The sequence below is a fragment of the Roseateles sp. T103 genome (assembly GCF_057219915.1).
On the sequence record NZ_JBXVVS010000005.1, the window covers coordinates 313686 to 328116 of the forward strand.

Consider the following 14431-nt stretch of genomic DNA (forward strand, 5'->3'; position numbering starts at 1 on the left):
GATCAGCGCCGCTGAGTCAGCCACTGCAGGATCTGCGGCGCCTGCAGCGCGCCGGAGATGCGGTCGCGCTCCTGGCCGCCGTGGATCAGCAGCAACGTGGGAATGCTGCGGATGCCGTAGCGCTGCGACAGGCGGGGGTTCGCGTCGCTGTCCACCTTGATGAACAGGGCCTGGCCCTTGAGCTGGCGCGCGGCCTGCGCGAAGTTCGGCGCCATCATGCGGCAGGGGCCGCACCAGGCCGCCCAGAAGTCCACCACCACGGGCAGCTCGCTGCCGCCGACGACGGCGTCGAAGTTGGCTTCAGTCAGCTCGATGGGCTCGCCGGTCAGCATCGGCGCCTTGCAGTGGCCGCAGATCGGGTCCTGCGCCGCGCGCTCGGCCGGCACGCGGTTCTTGGTCAGGCAATGGGGGCAGGTGACGATCATGGTGCGGCAACTCTCCTTGCCGCGCAGATGGGGCCGCCCATTTGGCTTTCAAGCGTGGACCGATTACAGATCCGCCCAGCCGGAGGCCGTGGCTTCCGCCGCCGTCCATTCGCTGATCTGCGCAGCCGCCATCACGCCGGCATGGCGCTGCACTTCCTGCCCGCGCATGAACAGCAGCAGCGTCGGCTGGGTGCGCACCGCGTAGCGCTGCACCAGGCGCGGGTTCTTGTCCACGTCGACGCGGAACATCGCCACGCGGCCCTTGAGCTGACGCGCCGCCAGCATCAGCTGCGGGCCCATCATGCGGCAGGGTCCGGCCCAGGAGGCCCAGAACTCGACCACCACCGGCACCTCGGTGTGCGGCATCACGAGGTCGAAGTTCGCCTCGGTCAGCTCCCTGACCTCGCCGCTGAGCAGCGCCTTGGCGCAATTGCTGCACACCGGGTTCAGCAGCGCGCGCGCTTCGCTGACCTGGTTCTGGGTCTGACATTCGGTACAGGTGATCAACATGGCTTACCTCTCCGGGCTCGCAATGGACTGACTGAGTGCAGAAACCAACGACGTGAAGACACGAACCCTTGTGAGGCGGGATTCTGGGCAGCGCCTCGATGACCAGGGGTTTCAAACCCCGCGAGTGCGTAACAGGGTGCTTCTCCGCTACAGCGGCAGCTCGGTGTAGTAGCGCCCACCGTGAAATATCAACGGTTGGCCGGCCGGGTCGCGCGAGCAGCGCTCGACCTCGCCGACGAAGATGACGTGGTCACCTTCCTCGTACTGGCTGCGGTTGGCGCACTCGAACACCGCCGCCGCACCGGCCAGCACCGGCGCGCCGCCGGCGCCTTCGTGCCAGGCCACGCCGGCAAAGCGGTCGATGTCGCGGGTGGCGAAACGCTCGGCCAGCGCCTTCTGGTCGGCGGCCAGGATGTTGATCGCGTAATGCGAGCCGCGGCTGAACACCGGCATCGAGCCGGCGCGGCGCGACAGGCTCCACAGCACCAGCGGCGGCGTCAGCGAGACCGAATTGAAGGAGTTGGCGGTCAGCCCGACCAGGGTGCCGTCGAAGGCGCGCGCGGTGACGATGGTCACGCCGGTGGCAAACATGCCCAGCGCGTCGCGAAACTGCCGGCTGTCGAAGACGGACGGGGCGGTGGCGGGCAAGGCGGCGTCGGACATGACGCTATTGTCAGTCAGGGCGGCTGGGGCCGGGCCCGGCAAGCGCGAAGACCTTGCTTCACAATGCGCGCCATGCACAAGCCCGACTGTCGTTTCGAAGTCCACGATGACCTGACCCTGCCGAGCGCGCCGAGCTACGGCTTCGGCCGCTGCGACTGCGCGCGCTGCGGCGGCGAAGGCCCGCGCCAGCTGCAGCGGCGCCTGTTCACCGGATTGCTGGCCGGCGGCGCTGCGCTGGCCAGCGTACCGGCCTGGGCGCAGGACGGCGTCAACGTCGGCGAGCGCAGCCGCATCGCCGGGCTTGTGCCGGCCGAGCAGTTGGAGAGCGCTGGCGCCCAGCAGTACCAGCAGATGATGCGCGAGGCGCAGGCCCAGCGCGCACTGGCGCCGGCCGAGCATCCGCAGGTGCAGCGGCTGCGCGCCATCGCGCGGCGCATCATCGACAACTCCTACAGCTGGAACCCGCGCGCGCGGCAGTGGAAGTGGGAGGTGAACCTGATTGGCAGCAGCCAGCTCAACGCCTTCTGCATGCCGGGCGGCAAGATCGCCTTCTATTACGGCATCCTCGAGCGGCTCAAGCTCGACGATGACGAGGTGGCTTTCATCATGGGCCATGAAGTCGCGCACGCACTGCGCGAGCATGCGCGCGAGCGCATGGCCAAGACCACGGCCACGCGCATCGGCGCCAACCTGCTGTCGTCGGTGCTGGGACTGGGCAGCCTGGGTGATGTCGCCCTGGGCATGGGTGCGCAGCTGCTGACGCTGACCTTCAGCCGCGAGGACGAGACCGAGGCCGATCTGGTCGGCCTGGAGCTCGCCGCGCGCTCGGGCTACCGGCCCGAGGCCGGCGTCAGCCTGTGGCAGAAGATGGGCGAGGCGTCCAAGGGCGCGCCGCCGCAATGGATGTCCACCCATCCCTCGGGCCCGACGCGCATCCGCGACATCGAGGCCAACATCCCCAAGGTCGAAGGCCTCTACGCGCGCGCGGCCAAGCCGACGCAGCGCTTCGAGATCGCCCCGGCGCTGAAGAAGCCGCAACAGCCGCCGCCCCAGGCGAACGGCTGAAGCTGCTCAGTTGCGCAGTGCTGACACCAGCGGCGGCAGCATCGCCAGCTGACGCAGCAGCTCGCGGATGCTCTTGGCGCCGGATTTCGCGCGGATGCTCTGGATCTGCGTGCGCACCGTCGAGATCGCCACGCCCTGGGCTTCGGCGACAGCGGCCGGATGCGCGCCGCTGCTCAGGCCCTTGAGCACCTCGGTCTCCGCGGGCGTCAGGCCGTAGCGCAGCGCGAACCACTGCGCGGCCAGCGAGCCGCAGAGTTCCTGGCGCTCGAGCACCAGCAGCACGGCCGCCTGCTCGACGTCGCGATTCAGCGGCACGACCACGACATTGGCGCGCTGCGGCCCGTCGCCCAGGCGCAGCAGACAGCGGCGCCCGTCGCGCTGCGCCTGCAGCAAGGCTTCCGCCAGCGGCTTGCCATCGAGCAGGTGGCGCGCACGCACCTGACCGTCCAGCAGCTGCAACGGGTGTGCCCCCTGCAGGGCGAGCTGTGCCGCCCGGTTGCAGTGCAGCAGCTCGCCGCCGGCGTCGACCAGCATGAGCCCGTAGTCCAGCTCGTCGAGGACGAGCGTCATCCAATGCTTGCTCAACGACCCGGCGCGCCTTCGCTCTGCAAAGGGCATGACAGCGCCAATCCGGTGTCGTTCCGCGGTGGTTTCATTGACCAACATCTTCGGCTCCCTGACACGAGGCCGTTCGATGTTAGCGCCGCAGTTGCGCGCGTGCACCCCTATTTGCGCGCCCCGAGAGCCAGGGAAACCCTGCTGACGTCGCGGTTACGCGCCTCGCACCGGGCCTGATGAATTCAGGTACCGAGAACGTAGGGGTTGCTGCGCCGCTCGCGGCCGAAGCTGCTCTCCGGGCCGTGGCCAGGGATGAACACCGTGTCGTCGCCCATGGGCCATAGGCGCTGCGTGATCGACGCGATCAGCGTGGCATGGTTGCCACCGGGGAAGTCGGTGCGACCGATGCTGCCGGCGAAGAGCACATCGCCAACGAAGCAGCGTTTGATCTGCGGCGCATGGAAGACCACATGGCCCGGCGTATGACCGGGGCAGTGGCGCACCTTCAGCGACTGCCGGCCCAGTGTCACGGTGTCGCCGTCGTCCAGCCACTGCGTCGGCGTGAAGTGCTCGGCCGGCGCGAAGCCGAACATCGCGCTCTGCTGCGGCAGGCCATCGATCCAGAACTCGTCGCCGCGATGTGGGCCGATGATGGGTATGCCCTGTTCGCGCGCCAGCTGGCCGGCGCCGCCGGCGTGATCGATGTGCGCATGCGTCAGCCAGATCGCCTTGAGCACGAGGCCGCGCTTCGCAATGGCAGCCAGCAGACGGGACAGCTCGCCGCCCGGATCGATCAGGGCAGCCTCGTTCGTCTCGTCACACCAGAGCAGCGAGCAGTTCTGCTGGAAGGGCGTGACCGGGATGGTTTCGTAGTGCAGGCTCATGCCGACATTGTCCGCCCTATCCCGGTCGACGCCCCTTCAGGCCTCACTTCTTCAGCGCGCCCGCCAAGCCCGGCACATGCTCGGCGCCATGCAGCACCTGGGCCGTGGACTTGCGCTGCGTCTCGCCCATTGGCTCGACGCGGCCGCCCAGGCAGTTGCCCAGGAAGGCCTCGGCCACGGCGTTGAAGCCGATGCGGTTGTCGGGCTTGGCGAAGCCATGGCCCTCGTCCGGATACAGCACATAGGTCACCGGGATGTTCTTGGCCTTCATCGCGCTGACGATCTGGTCGCTCTCGGCCTGCTTGACGCGCGGGTCGTTGGCGCCCTGGCCGATCAGCAGCGGGCGCACGATCTGGTCGGCCTTGTACAGCGGCGAGGCGGCGCGCAGGATGGCGCGACCCTCTTCGGTGGTCGGGTCGCCCATGCGGCTGTACATCTGCTTGCGGCCGGCCTCCCAGTAGGGCGGGATGGTCGCCAGCAGCGTCTCCAGATTGGACGGGCCGACGATGTCCACCGCGCAGGCGAAGGTGGTCGGAGTGAAGGTCACGCCAGCCAGCGCCGCATAGCCACCGTAGCTGCCGCCCATGATGGCGACCTTGTCGCTGCTGGTCACGCCCTGCTTGACGGCCCAATCGACGGCATCCAGCAAGTCGTTGTGCATCGCCAGGCCCCATTGCTTGTTGCCCGCGTTGAGGAACTTCTTGCCAAAGCCGGTGGAGGCACGGAAGTTGACCGACAGCACCGCGTAGCCGCGGTTAGCCAGCCACTGGTGCGTGCCGTTGTAGCCGTAGCCGTCGCGCGCCCAGGGGCCGCCATGCACCAGCAGCACCAGCGGTACGCGCTTGTCGGCCTTGCCGTCGCCATTGGTGTCGGCCCCGGGCGGCAGCGTCAGGTAGCTGGGCAGCGTCAGGCCGTCGCGCGCCTTGATCTCCAGCGGATGCATGGGCACCAGCGGCGCGCCCTGCAGCTCGGGGCGGGCGACATAGAGCGGCTGCAGCTTCTTGGCCTTGCGGTCATACAGATAGGTGGTCGCGACCTTGGAGACCGCATCGATGCTGACGATCCACTTGTCGTCGGCACGGGTGCGGCTGGCCACGATCACCTCGCCCTTGCCCAGCTGCTGCTGCAGCCAGTCGAAGTCGGCCTTCAGGCTCTTGTCGAGGAACTGCCACTCGGTGGTCAGGTACTCCACCGCATAGGCCTGCACCTCGCCGCTGATCGGATGGCGCAGCGTGCCGCCCAGATCGGCACGCGCATCCTGAGCGATCAGCGTGCGCTTGCCGGTGGCGCTGTCTTCGGCGAAGACGGCGGTGGTATCGCGCTCGCGCGAGTCCATCCAGTACAGGGTCTTGCCGTCGGCGGTGTAACCCAGCGGGCTGGTGGCGGCGTCTTCCAGGCTGGTGCTGACCGAGGGCTTGTCGGCCACCACACCGTCCTTGACCGGGAAGTAGTCCACGCCGCCGGCCGCATTGGGGCGTGCCGCCAGGCGCAGTTGCAGGTCGTCATCGGCCAGGAAGCCGGCATAGCCGTCGCCCTTCATCACCAGCTTGAGCTCGCCGGTCTTCAGGTTCAGCAGATGCACGTCATGCCAGCGCGGATCGCGGTTGTTGATGCCCACCAGCAGCTCGTCCACGCGCTTGCGCGAGCCGCCCATCAGTCGCACACGCACCTTGTCGAAGGGCGTGAAGTCCTGCTGCTTGCCGGTAGCGACATTGACGCCGTAGAGGCGGAAGTTCTCGTCGCCGGCGTTGTCCTTCACGAACAGCACCTGCTCGCTGTTGGCCGACCAGGAATGGCCCGGGATGGGCCGGTCGGTCACCGCGGTGATGGCCTTGGCGGCCTCGGGCTTGTCCGAGGGCGCCACCCAAACGTTCATCACGCCGTTGACCGGCGCCATCCACGACAGCCACTTGCCGTCGGGACTTAGCTGCGCACCGGCCTTGACCGGATTGCCGAACAGCGCGGCGCGCGGGATCAGCGGCGTGTCGCCGACGGTGATCGTGGCAGCCCCCTGGGCCAGCGCCGCCAGCGGCATCGCGGCCGCCAGGGCCAGGGTCAGCAGGGCAGGACGGAAAGAAACCATCGCACGACGAGTCGAAGCAGCAGCCATATTCATCTCGGTGATCGAGGAGTGGATGAAGAGGCCCGCAGCATAGCCAAGCCCTGGCCTGTCTGAAGCCCCCCATCGGATGGACTGCGGCTTGGTCGGCCCGGCGCGCGGCAAAGCGGGATGAACGGCGGCGCACTGCTAGAGTCGCCCCAGCTTCGCCCTAAACTGATCGCTACGCAGCCGCGAGGACTGGAGCCCGCCAATGCCCGCCCGACGCCATACCGAAACCGTCCTGACGATGTTTGCCCTTGGCTTGCTGCCAGCGGCCGCGCTTGCGGACGTGCAGCAAGCGCCGAAGCCGGCCTGCGCCGTCACTCAGCAGTTCCTGCCCGGCGGCGATGGCTGCCTGGGGCCCGGCTTCAACACGCCGGCTGGCGACGATGCATCGACGCCGCTGGGCTGGTCCGCGCTGGGGCGCAGCGAGGCGCGGCGCCGGGCCGAAGCCTTGCTGATCGCGGCAGCGCCGGACTGCGTGCTCAACGCGGACGCGATGCGCGATGCGCTGGCGCGGAACGCGCCTATTCCGCTGCCGCGCCTGGCCGACACGACGGCCTGCATGCTCTGGCGGCAGATGCTGCGCCAGTCTGCACCGCCACAGGCCACCGCCGGCGCCGTGGCGCCCGGCGGCTGAGCCGGATCAGTCCTCCAGCTGCGACAGGTCGCGGACCGCGCCCTTGTCGGCCGACATGACCAGCTTGGCATAGGCCTTCAGCGCGGCCGAGACCTTGCGCGGGCGCGCTTCAGCGGGCTTCCAGCCCTTGGCATCCTGCTCAGCGCGGCGGCGGGCCAGCTCTTCATCCGAGACCAGCACGTCGATGCGGCGATTGGGAATGTCGATGCGGATGCGGTCGCCGTTCTTCACCAGGCCGATCGCGCCGCCGGCGGCCGCCTCGGGGGAGCAGTGGCCGATCGACAGGCCCGAGGTGCCGCCGGAGAAGCGGCCGTCGGTGAGCAGCGCGCAGGCTTTGCCCAGGCCCTTGCTCTTGATGTAGCTGGTCGGGTAGAGCATCTCCTGCATGCCGGGGCCGCCCCTGGGGCCTTCGTAGCGCACCACCACCACGTCGCCGGCCTTGACCTTGTCATCCAGGATGTTGGCCACCGCCTCGTCCTGGCTCTCCACCACATGGGCCGGACCCTCGAAGACCAGCAGCTCGTCGTCCACGCCGGCCGTCTTCACGACACAGCCGTCGACGGCGATATTGCCGTGCAGCACCGCCAGGCCGCCCTCCTTGGAGAACGCGTGCTCGTAGGAGCGGATGCAGCCTTCGGCACGGTCGGTATCGAGACTGGGCCAGCGCGTGTTCTGGCTGAATGCCACCTGGGTCGGAATGCCAGCCGGCCCGGCCATGTAGAACTGCTGCACCTCGGCCGACGGATTGCGCTTGATGTCCCAGCGGTCCAGCGCCTCCTTCATGGACTTGCAGTGCACGGTGGGCACGTCGGTATGCAGCTTGCCGGCACGGTCCAGCTCACCGAGGATGGCCATGATGCCGCCGGCGCGGTGCACATCCTCGATGTGGTACTTGTTGGTGTTGGGCGCCACCTTGCACAGCTGGGGCACCACGCGCGAGAGACGGTCCACATCCTTCATCGTGAAGTCGATGCCAGCCTCCTGGGCCGCAGCCAGGATGTGCAGGATGGTGTTGGTCGAGCCACCCATCGCGATGTCCAGCGTCATCGCGTTCTCGAAGGCCTTCTTGCCGATCGCGCGCGGCAGCACGCTGGCATCGTCCTGCTCGTAGTAGCGCTGGCACAGCTCGACGGCGAGACGGCCGGCGCGCTTGAACAGCTGTTCGCGGTCGGCATGCGTGGCCAGCACCGTGCCATTGCCCGGCAGCGACAGGCCCAGCGCCTCGGTCAGGCAGTTCATCGAGTTGGCGGTAAACATGCCCGAGCAGCTGCCGCAGGTCGGACAGGCCGAGCGCTCGACCTCGGCGAGATCGGAGTCGCTGACCTTGGCATCGGCGGCCATCACCATCGCATCGATCAGGTCCAGCTTCTTGATCTGTACGGTCTGCGTGCCCGGCACCGCGAGGCGCACCTTGCCGGCCTCCATCGGGCCGCCGGAGACGAAGACCACCGGGATGTTCAGCCGCATCGCGGCCATCAGCATGCCCGGGGTGATCTTGTCGCAGTTGGAGATGCACACCAGCGCGTCGGCGCAGTGCGCGTTGACCATGTACTCGACCGAGTCCGCGATGATGTCGCGGCTGGGCAGCGAATAGAGCATGCCGTCGTGGCCCATCGCGATGCCGTCGTCCACCGCGATGGTGTTGAATTCCTTGGCCACGCCGCCGGCGGCCTCGATCTCGCGCGCCACCAGCTGGCCCAGGTCCTTCAGGTGCACATGGCCGGGGACGAACTGGGTGAAGGAGTTGGCGATCGCGATGATGGGCTTGCTGAAGTCGGCGTCCTTCATGCCCGTGGCACGCCAGAGTGCGCGGGCGCCTGCTTGGTTGCGGCCGGCGGTGGATGTTTTGGAGCGGTAGGCTGGCATGGTGGGAAACCCTTTTGCTTCGGTCGTGCGGGCACGGCGGCAGGTGCATTGCTGCAGCGCGATGCCGATTCTCACCCAAGCGGCAGGAAGACATTGCCGGCCGGCTTTCGAGCCTCGCGAAGGGCACGTTGCGGCGACGCGATCGGCAAACGACAATCGCCAACGGATTCCGACAGGCGCGGCGCGAAGATTTGCAAAGCGTCAGAAGTTGACAACACCCGCCCCCACCTGAAGGGTGGAGTGAAGCCAACTCTCAAGTGGGCGCCTCGGCAACCGAAGTAGAGTCAATGCGCCTTCGCCCAGGTAGGTCGCTGGCCTGCCTGCCCCCTATCGAACATGCGCGTCTGCCCCCTCGCCACAGTCAAGAACCATATCGTCCTCGGCCAGCCCTTGCCGTTCAGCGTGCGCGACTCCAACCGGCTGCTGCTGCTGGCGCGAGGCCAGGTGATCGTCGACGATGCGCAGCTGGAAGAGCTGTTCCAGCGCGGCGCGCTGGTCGAGGTGGACGAGCTCACCAAACTGGCGCAGCCCAGCGCCCGGCGCGAGTCGCCCGAGCGTCGCCTGGCCCAGCTGCCTGCGCAATGGGAGCGCAGCAGCAACGACGTGCGGCAGACCTTCAGCGCTCCGACGGAGCACATGGCCGGCGCGATCCACAGCACGACCGATCTGCTGCTCTCGTTGATCGACAGCTCGCCGGACCTGGCGCTGTCCCAGGTAATCCGGCAGCCCGATGCAGCCAGCAGCCACTACGGGGTGAACCATTCCATCCATGCCGCCACCGCCTGCCACGCGGCGGCACGCTTTCTCGGCTGGAGCCCGGCGGACCAGCGGCGCGCCTTCCAGGCCGCACTGACGATGAACATCGCGATGGTGGACCTGCAGGCCAAGCTGGCCACGCAGGTCTCGCCGCTGACGGCCAAGCAGCGCGAGGCGGTGAACGATCACCCGCTGCGCGGCGCCGAGATGCTCGAGGAAGCAGGCATCACCGACGAGCTGTGGCTGGAAGCGATTCGCCAGCATCATGAGGTGCGCGACGGCTCCGGCTATCCGCACGGCCTGTCCGACATCTGCGAGCTGGCCGAGCTGCTGCGCTTTGCCGATGTCTACACCGCCCGACTGAGCAGCCGCGCCACGCGACCCGCGATGAGCGCGCAGCAGGCCGGCCGCGAGCTGCACCAGATGGCCGAGTCCAGCCCGCTGGCCGGGGCCTTGATCAAGGCCTTCGGCATCTTCCCGCCCGGCAGCGTGGTGCGTCTGGCCACCGGGGAGCTGGGCATCGTCGCGCGTAACGGCGAGAAGGCTTACCGCCCGGTGGTGGCGGTGCTGACCAATTCAGCCGGCGAGCCGCGGCTTTCGCCGGTGATGCGCGACACCTCGGACGAAAGCCATGCCGTGGTCGCGCTGCTGCCCGCCCAGGCCATGCCGATGCGCCTCTCGGACGAGAAGATCGCGACGCTGATTGGCGGGATCTGAGCCCGGACTCAGCCCGACCGCTTGCAGGCGGCCAGGCCTTCGTCAGGCGTCGCCGAGTCCGCAGGGACTCTGCTCGGTCCTGACTCAGATCGCGAAGTCGTAGTCGATGGTCAGCGGCGCGTGGTCGCTGAACTTCTGGTCCTTGTAGATCGCAGCACGCCGGGCCAGCGCGGCGAGCTTGGGCGTCGCGAAGTGATAGTCCAGCCGCCAGCCGACGTTCTTCGCATAGGCCTGGCCGCGGTTGCTCCACCATGTGTAGCACTCGTCGGTGGTGTCAGGATGCAGCTGCCGATAGACGTCCACCAGACCGCCCTGGTCCTTGGCCGTGCCGAAGAGCTGATCCAGCCAGGCGCGCTCCTCGGGCAGAAAGCCGCTGTTCTTGACGTTGCCCTTCCAGTTTTTCAGGTCGGCTTCCTTGTGCGCGATGTTCACGTCGGCGACGAGGATGAATTCGCGCTTGCCTTTCAGCGCCATCAGGTGCGGGTACATCGCCTCCAGAAAACGGAACTTGGCCTCCTGCCGCTCCGGGCCGCTGGAGCCGCTTGGAAAGTAGCAGGAAATCAGGCTGAGCTTGCGCCCCGGCTTGTCGAAGCGCTTCTCGACCCAGCGGCCTTCGTCGTCGAACTCCGGCACGCCGAAGCCGACGATCAGCTCGCTGGGCTCTTCGCGGGTGTAAAGACCCACGCCCGAGTAGCCCTTCTTCTGCGCGTAGTGGAAATGGCCTTTCAGGTCCTCGCTGCGGCAGAAAGTGCCCTCGACGACATCGGCCTGCGCCTTCACCTCCTGCACGCCCAGCGCGTCGGCCTGCTGCTGCGGCAGCCAGTCGAAGAAGCCCTTGGTGGCGGCGGAGCGGATGCCGTTGAGATTGGCGGTGATGAAGCGCATGTGACAGAGCAGGCAGAGAGGCGACGTGTGCCGATGGCTGCGCAGTATCGCAGCGCAGGGTCAGCGGGGCCCGAGCGCAAGACCTGACCCCCATCGGGGGGCGAAAGGCCAGAGAAGGGGGCCGCCTACAATCCGCGGCGTTTGCTGCCGAATCCTGACGACACCCATGAACACCGCCCTCACGCCCGACCCCCTGGCCCAGGACTTCGTCGCCTTCGCGGTCGACTCCGGCGTGCTGCGCTTCGGCGAGTTCAAGACCAAGGCCGGGCGGCTGAGCCCCTACTTCTTCAACGCCGGCCTGTTCGACGACGGCGCCAAGCTGGGCCGGCTGGCGCAGTTCTACGCGCAGCGCTTGGTCGCGTCGGGCCTGCAGTTCGACATGATCTTCGGCCCGGCCTACAAGGGCATCACGCTGGCCGCGGCGCTGGCCATCGAGCTGGCGCGCCTGGGCCACAACAAGCCCTTCGCCTACAACCGCAAGGAAGCCAAAGACCACGGCGAGGGCGGCACGCTGGTCGGCGCGCCGGTGCGCGGCCGCGTGCTGATCGTCGACGACGTGATCTCGGCCGGAACCTCGGTGCGCGAGTCGATCGCGATGATCAATGCCGCTGGCGCCACACCCTGCGGCGTGGCCATCGCCTTGGACCGTCAGGAAAAAGCTGCAGAGAACGGCGTGGACATGGCCTGGTCGGCGGTGCAGTACGTCACGCAGCAGCTGGCTTTGCCGGTGGTGTCGATTGCCGGCCTGGCGGACTTGCTGCAGTATCTGCGCACCACCAGCAACCCGGCTGCAGCGGCGCATTCAGCCGCGGTGCAAGCCTATCGCGACCGCTACGGAGTCTGATGCTGCGTCCTGCTCGCCATCGTCCGCTGATTTCCCTGCTCGCGCTGTCCGCGCTGCTCGGCACGGACCTGGCCGCTTGGGCGCAATCCAAGCCGATCGGCAGCGGCACCATCTTCACCTGCGTGACCGCGGATGGACGGCGTCTCACCTCGGACCGCCTGATCGTCGAGTGCAACGACCGCGAGCAGCGCATCCTCAATCCCGACGGCTCGCTGCGCGCCGTGGTGCCGCCGGCGATGTCGCCCGACGAGCGTGCCGCGCACGAGGCCAGGCAGCGCAAGCTGGCCGCCGAGCGCGCCGCCCAGCAGGACGCGGTGCGACGCGACCGCAATCTGATGATGCGCTACCGCGACGAAGCCTCGCACCAGCAGGCACGCGAGGCGGCACTGGACGACGTGAAGAAGTCCATGCAGATCTCCGAGCGCCGCATCCAGGAGCTGGCCGTCGAGCGCAAGCCGCTGCTCGACGAGGCGGAGTTCTACAAGGGCAAGGTCATGCCGGCCAAGCTCAAGCAGCAGCTCGATGCCAACGAAGCCGCCACTGAGGCGCAACGCGTGCTGATCGAGAACCAGAAGGCCGAGCTGGTGCGCGTGAACAAGCTCTACGACCAAGAGCTCGCGCGGCTCAAGCGCCTGTGGGGCGGCGCCGCGCCGGGCAGCCTGGACGGACCGGCCGCCACGGCCAGCAAGCCCTGAGGCGGGCCTCAGCGCATCTCCTGCCAGCGATAGTCGCGCTGCGGCGGCAGGCACTGCCAGGGCCGCGGCGTCACGCTGAGGTCTTCGCACACTGCCAGCCACTCGGCCTGCGCACCCGAAGGCCTGAACTCGCGCAGGCGCTGCACCACATGGCGGGCACGCTCGGTATCGCCCTGCGCATGCAGGGTCTGCGCCCAGTGCTTCATCAGCCGTTGGTCGATCAGGTTGTGCGCGGTACGCCGCGTCGCATCCAGCGCCTCGGCACTGGGGCCGAAGCTGGTCGCCGCCGCATAGTCGGCCTGCGTGGTGAAGAAGACGCCGCGCTGACCGCGCTCGACACGCTGGGCCAGCGGCGCCGGCTTGGCCGGCGGCGCGTAGATCGCGACCACCTGCAGATAGTCCGCCACCGCGAACACGCAACCCGCGATCAGCACCGCACCGCCGATCTGCCAGCGCAGCGGGCGGCTGGGCGCCCGCACCGGGCGCGGCTCCTGTTCCCCCAGCGCGATGCCCAGCGCGAAGGCGGTGGGCAGCAGGAAATAGGCGTACCAGAGCGGATACTCGAGCAGGCTGTGCAGGCCGATGGCCAGCAGCATCAGCAACGCGGCGCGCAGCACGCCGGCCCGTTCGCCCCGGGCCTGCGCCGCCGCACGCCAGGCACGCCACAGCGACCAGGCCAGCAGCGCCAGCACCGTGCCGCCCAGCGGCCAGCCCAGCTCGACCAGCAGCTGCATCGGCAGGTTGTGGCAGTGGTCGAAGAAGGCAGTCGGCCGGTCGGGGAAGGGCGTCATGCTCCAGGCCAGGTTGAACTCGCCCCAGCCCACCCCCGTCCACGGATGCATCTGCAGCAAGGCCCAGCTGTTGCGCAGGATCGCCACCCGCGACGGCGAACCGGCGCCCTCGGCCAGGCGCGACTCGGCGCCGAAAGCATGACCGCCCAGATGCGCCCAGGCGCTCATCAGGCCCCAGCCGATGCCCAGCAGCAGCGGCGTGGCCAGCAGCGCAGCGCGCGCCGGCCGGGACAGCTGCCGGTCCAGCGCGCCCCAGGCGAGCAGCAGCAGCACACCGATCATGCCGGTGCGCGAGGCGCTCATCACGATGGTCAGGATGAAGGCGAAGAGCAGCACCGGCAACAGCCAGCGCGTCCGCGCCGTCGGGCCCAGCCGTCCGGCCTCGGCCAGCCACACTGCGGCGATCGCCGCCCACAGCATCAGGCTGGAGAGGTGGTTGGGCTGGCGCAGATTGCCCACCGCGCGACCGGCGATGCCGGAGCGCGCGATCAGCGTGCCATCGGCCAGCGCGGGTGCGAACACCTGCACCAGGCTCACCGCCACGCTGGCCAGGCCGGCGACGAGCAGGGCCCAGCACAGCGCGCCCCACCAGTGGCGCGCATGCGCAGCATCGAAGCGGGTCGCGGCCGAGAGCACCCACCAGGCCGCCGCCAGCAGCGCCGCGCCGGACAGCGACAGCGACAGCGGCAATCCGGTCCACAAGGGCGAGGCCAGCGCGGCGGCCAGCAGCAGCAGCAGCGCCAGCTGCGCGGCATCGCCGCCGCTGCGCCTGCCGTCTGCGCCGCCTGAACTGCGCATGGGCGGCAACAGCAGCAGCACCACGCCCCAGCCAGCCAGCGCGGCCAGCTGGTTGAACAGCGTTGCATTGGGCGTGAGATTGAAGGCGAGCAAGGGGGCCAGTGCCACGGCCAGCAGCATGGCCGGCAGTGCGGCGACCTCGACGGGCGAGCGTGCCGGCACCGGCGGGAGGGGCGATTCAGCAGAGGTGGAGCGCGGCGCAGCTTGCATGGGGCCGCATCATCACATGGCCG

Annotated in this window: 14 protein-coding genes; 5 read left to right on the plus strand and 9 right to left on the minus strand. The window is 68.7% G+C overall.

What is annotated here, in order from left to right:
• Positions 1–2: 2 nt before the first annotated feature.
• The 3 genes from trxC to AC2EBS_RS15830 all read right to left on the minus strand — a co-directional run bounded on the left by trxC (position 3) and on the right by AC2EBS_RS15830 (position 1598).
• A complete protein-coding gene (gene trxC, locus AC2EBS_RS15820) occupies positions 3–425 on the minus strand; it encodes a thioredoxin TrxC (protein WP_484729401.1) in 423 nt (140 codons plus the stop codon).
• Positions 426–488: 63 nt separating this feature from the next.
• On the minus strand, positions 489–935 hold the full coding sequence (locus tag AC2EBS_RS15825; protein WP_484729402.1) for a thioredoxin family protein: 447 nt from the start codon (positions 933–935) through the stop codon (positions 489–491).
• 147 nt (positions 936–1082) lie between these two features.
• On the minus strand, positions 1083–1598 hold the full coding sequence (locus AC2EBS_RS15830; protein ID WP_484729403.1) for a flavin reductase family protein: 516 nt from the start codon (positions 1596–1598) through the stop codon (positions 1083–1085).
• A 72-nt stretch (positions 1599–1670) separates the two neighbouring features.
• On the opposite strand from AC2EBS_RS15830, the gene AC2EBS_RS15835 reads away from it, so the two are divergent.
• A complete protein-coding gene (locus AC2EBS_RS15835; RefSeq protein ID WP_484729404.1) occupies positions 1671–2663 on the plus strand; it encodes a M48 family metallopeptidase in 993 nt (330 codons plus the stop codon).
• A gap of 6 nt (positions 2664–2669) precedes the next feature.
• On the opposite strand, the gene AC2EBS_RS15840 is transcribed toward AC2EBS_RS15835, so the two are convergent.
• From AC2EBS_RS15840 to AC2EBS_RS15850, 3 genes are all read right to left on the minus strand, one after another.
• Positions 2670–3233 (minus strand): helix-turn-helix transcriptional regulator, encoded by a 564-nt coding sequence (locus AC2EBS_RS15840; protein ID WP_484729405.1) that lies wholly within the window; start codon positions 3231–3233, stop codon positions 2670–2672.
• A gap of 230 nt (positions 3234–3463) precedes the next feature.
• Positions 3464–4105 carry an MBL fold metallo-hydrolase gene (locus tag AC2EBS_RS15845; protein ID WP_484729406.1) on the minus strand — a complete coding sequence of 214 codons (642 nt, stop codon included), beginning with the start codon at positions 4103–4105 and terminating at the stop codon, positions 3464–3466.
• A gap of 43 nt (positions 4106–4148) precedes the next feature.
• Positions 4149–6221, minus strand: coding sequence for a S9 family peptidase (locus tag AC2EBS_RS15850; RefSeq protein ID WP_484729407.1), 2073 nt, complete (start codon positions 6219–6221; stop codon positions 4149–4151).
• Positions 6222–6417: 196 nt separating this feature from the next.
• Here AC2EBS_RS15850 and AC2EBS_RS15855 point away from each other — a divergent pair, with 196 nt between their 5' ends.
• Complete coding sequence (locus tag AC2EBS_RS15855) at positions 6418–6846, plus strand: hypothetical protein (RefSeq protein ID WP_484729408.1); 429 nt, start codon at positions 6418–6420, stop codon at positions 6844–6846.
• 6 nt (positions 6847–6852) lie between these two features.
• Here the strand turns inward: AC2EBS_RS15855 and ilvD are convergent, their stop codons facing one another.
• Positions 6853–8712 carry a dihydroxy-acid dehydratase gene (ilvD, locus tag AC2EBS_RS15860; protein ID WP_484729409.1) on the minus strand — a complete coding sequence of 620 codons (1860 nt, stop codon included), beginning with the start codon at positions 8710–8712 and terminating at the stop codon, positions 6853–6855.
• 336 nt (positions 8713–9048) lie between these two features.
• On the opposite strand from ilvD, the gene AC2EBS_RS15865 reads away from it, so the two are divergent.
• Positions 9049–10185, plus strand: coding sequence for an HD-GYP domain-containing protein (locus AC2EBS_RS15865; protein ID WP_484729410.1), 1137 nt, complete (start codon positions 9049–9051; stop codon positions 10183–10185).
• A gap of 84 nt (positions 10186–10269) precedes the next feature.
• Here AC2EBS_RS15865 and AC2EBS_RS15870 read toward each other — a convergent pair whose 3' ends face one another.
• Positions 10270–11070: an exodeoxyribonuclease III gene (locus tag AC2EBS_RS15870; protein WP_484729411.1), complete on the minus strand. Its 801-nt coding sequence runs from the start codon at positions 11068–11070 to the stop codon at positions 10270–10272.
• Between the two features lie 166 nt (positions 11071–11236).
• Between AC2EBS_RS15870 and pyrE the strand changes: the two genes are divergently transcribed.
• A complete protein-coding gene (pyrE, locus tag AC2EBS_RS15875) occupies positions 11237–11914 on the plus strand; it encodes an orotate phosphoribosyltransferase (RefSeq protein WP_484729412.1) in 678 nt (225 codons plus the stop codon).
• Positions 11914–12609: a hypothetical protein gene (locus AC2EBS_RS15880; protein ID WP_484729413.1), complete on the plus strand. Its 696-nt coding sequence runs from the start codon at positions 11914–11916 to the stop codon at positions 12607–12609. The genes pyrE and AC2EBS_RS15880 overlap by 1 nt, the downstream gene beginning before the upstream one ends.
• Before the next feature lie 8 nt (positions 12610–12617).
• Here AC2EBS_RS15880 and AC2EBS_RS15885 read toward each other — a convergent pair whose 3' ends face one another.
• Complete coding sequence (locus tag AC2EBS_RS15885) at positions 12618–14408, minus strand: PglL family O-oligosaccharyltransferase (protein WP_484729414.1); 1791 nt, start codon at positions 14406–14408, stop codon at positions 12618–12620.
• Positions 14409–14431: the final 23 nt, after the last annotated feature.

Coding starts and splice junctions, on each gene's coding strand:
- trxC (WP_484729401.1), bottom strand. CDS start 425: ATGATCGTCACCTGCCCCCATTGCCTGACCAAGAACCGCGTGCCGGCC.
- AC2EBS_RS15825 (WP_484729402.1), bottom strand. CDS start 935: ATGTTGATCACCTGTACCGAATGTCAGACCCAGAACCAGGTCAGCGAA.
- AC2EBS_RS15830 (WP_484729403.1), bottom strand. CDS start 1,598: ATGTCCGACGCCGCCTTGCCCGCCACCGCCCCGTCCGTCTTCGACAGC.
- AC2EBS_RS15835 (WP_484729404.1), top strand. CDS start 1,671: ATGCACAAGCCCGACTGTCGTTTCGAAGTCCACGATGACCTGACCCTG.
- AC2EBS_RS15840 (WP_484729405.1), bottom strand. CDS start 3,233: ATGACGCTCGTCCTCGACGAGCTGGACTACGGGCTCATGCTGGTCGAC.
- AC2EBS_RS15845 (WP_484729406.1), bottom strand. CDS start 4,105: ATGAGCCTGCACTACGAAACCATCCCGGTCACGCCCTTCCAGCAGAAC.
- AC2EBS_RS15850 (WP_484729407.1), bottom strand. CDS start 6,221: ATGAATATGGCTGCTGCTTCGACTCGTCGTGCGATGGTTTCTTTCCGT.
- AC2EBS_RS15855 (WP_484729408.1), top strand. CDS start 6,418: ATGCCCGCCCGACGCCATACCGAAACCGTCCTGACGATGTTTGCCCTT.
- ilvD (WP_484729409.1), bottom strand. CDS start 8,712: ATGCCAGCCTACCGCTCCAAAACATCCACCGCCGGCCGCAACCAAGCA.
- AC2EBS_RS15865 (WP_484729410.1), top strand. CDS start 9,049: ATGCGCGTCTGCCCCCTCGCCACAGTCAAGAACCATATCGTCCTCGGC.
- AC2EBS_RS15870 (WP_484729411.1), bottom strand. CDS start 11,070: ATGCGCTTCATCACCGCCAATCTCAACGGCATCCGCTCCGCCGCCACC.
- pyrE (WP_484729412.1), top strand. CDS start 11,237: ATGAACACCGCCCTCACGCCCGACCCCCTGGCCCAGGACTTCGTCGCC.
- AC2EBS_RS15880 (WP_484729413.1), top strand. CDS start 11,914: ATGCTGCGTCCTGCTCGCCATCGTCCGCTGATTTCCCTGCTCGCGCTG.
- AC2EBS_RS15885 (WP_484729414.1), bottom strand. CDS start 14,408: ATGCAAGCTGCGCCGCGCTCCACCTCTGCTGAATCGCCCCTCCCGCCG.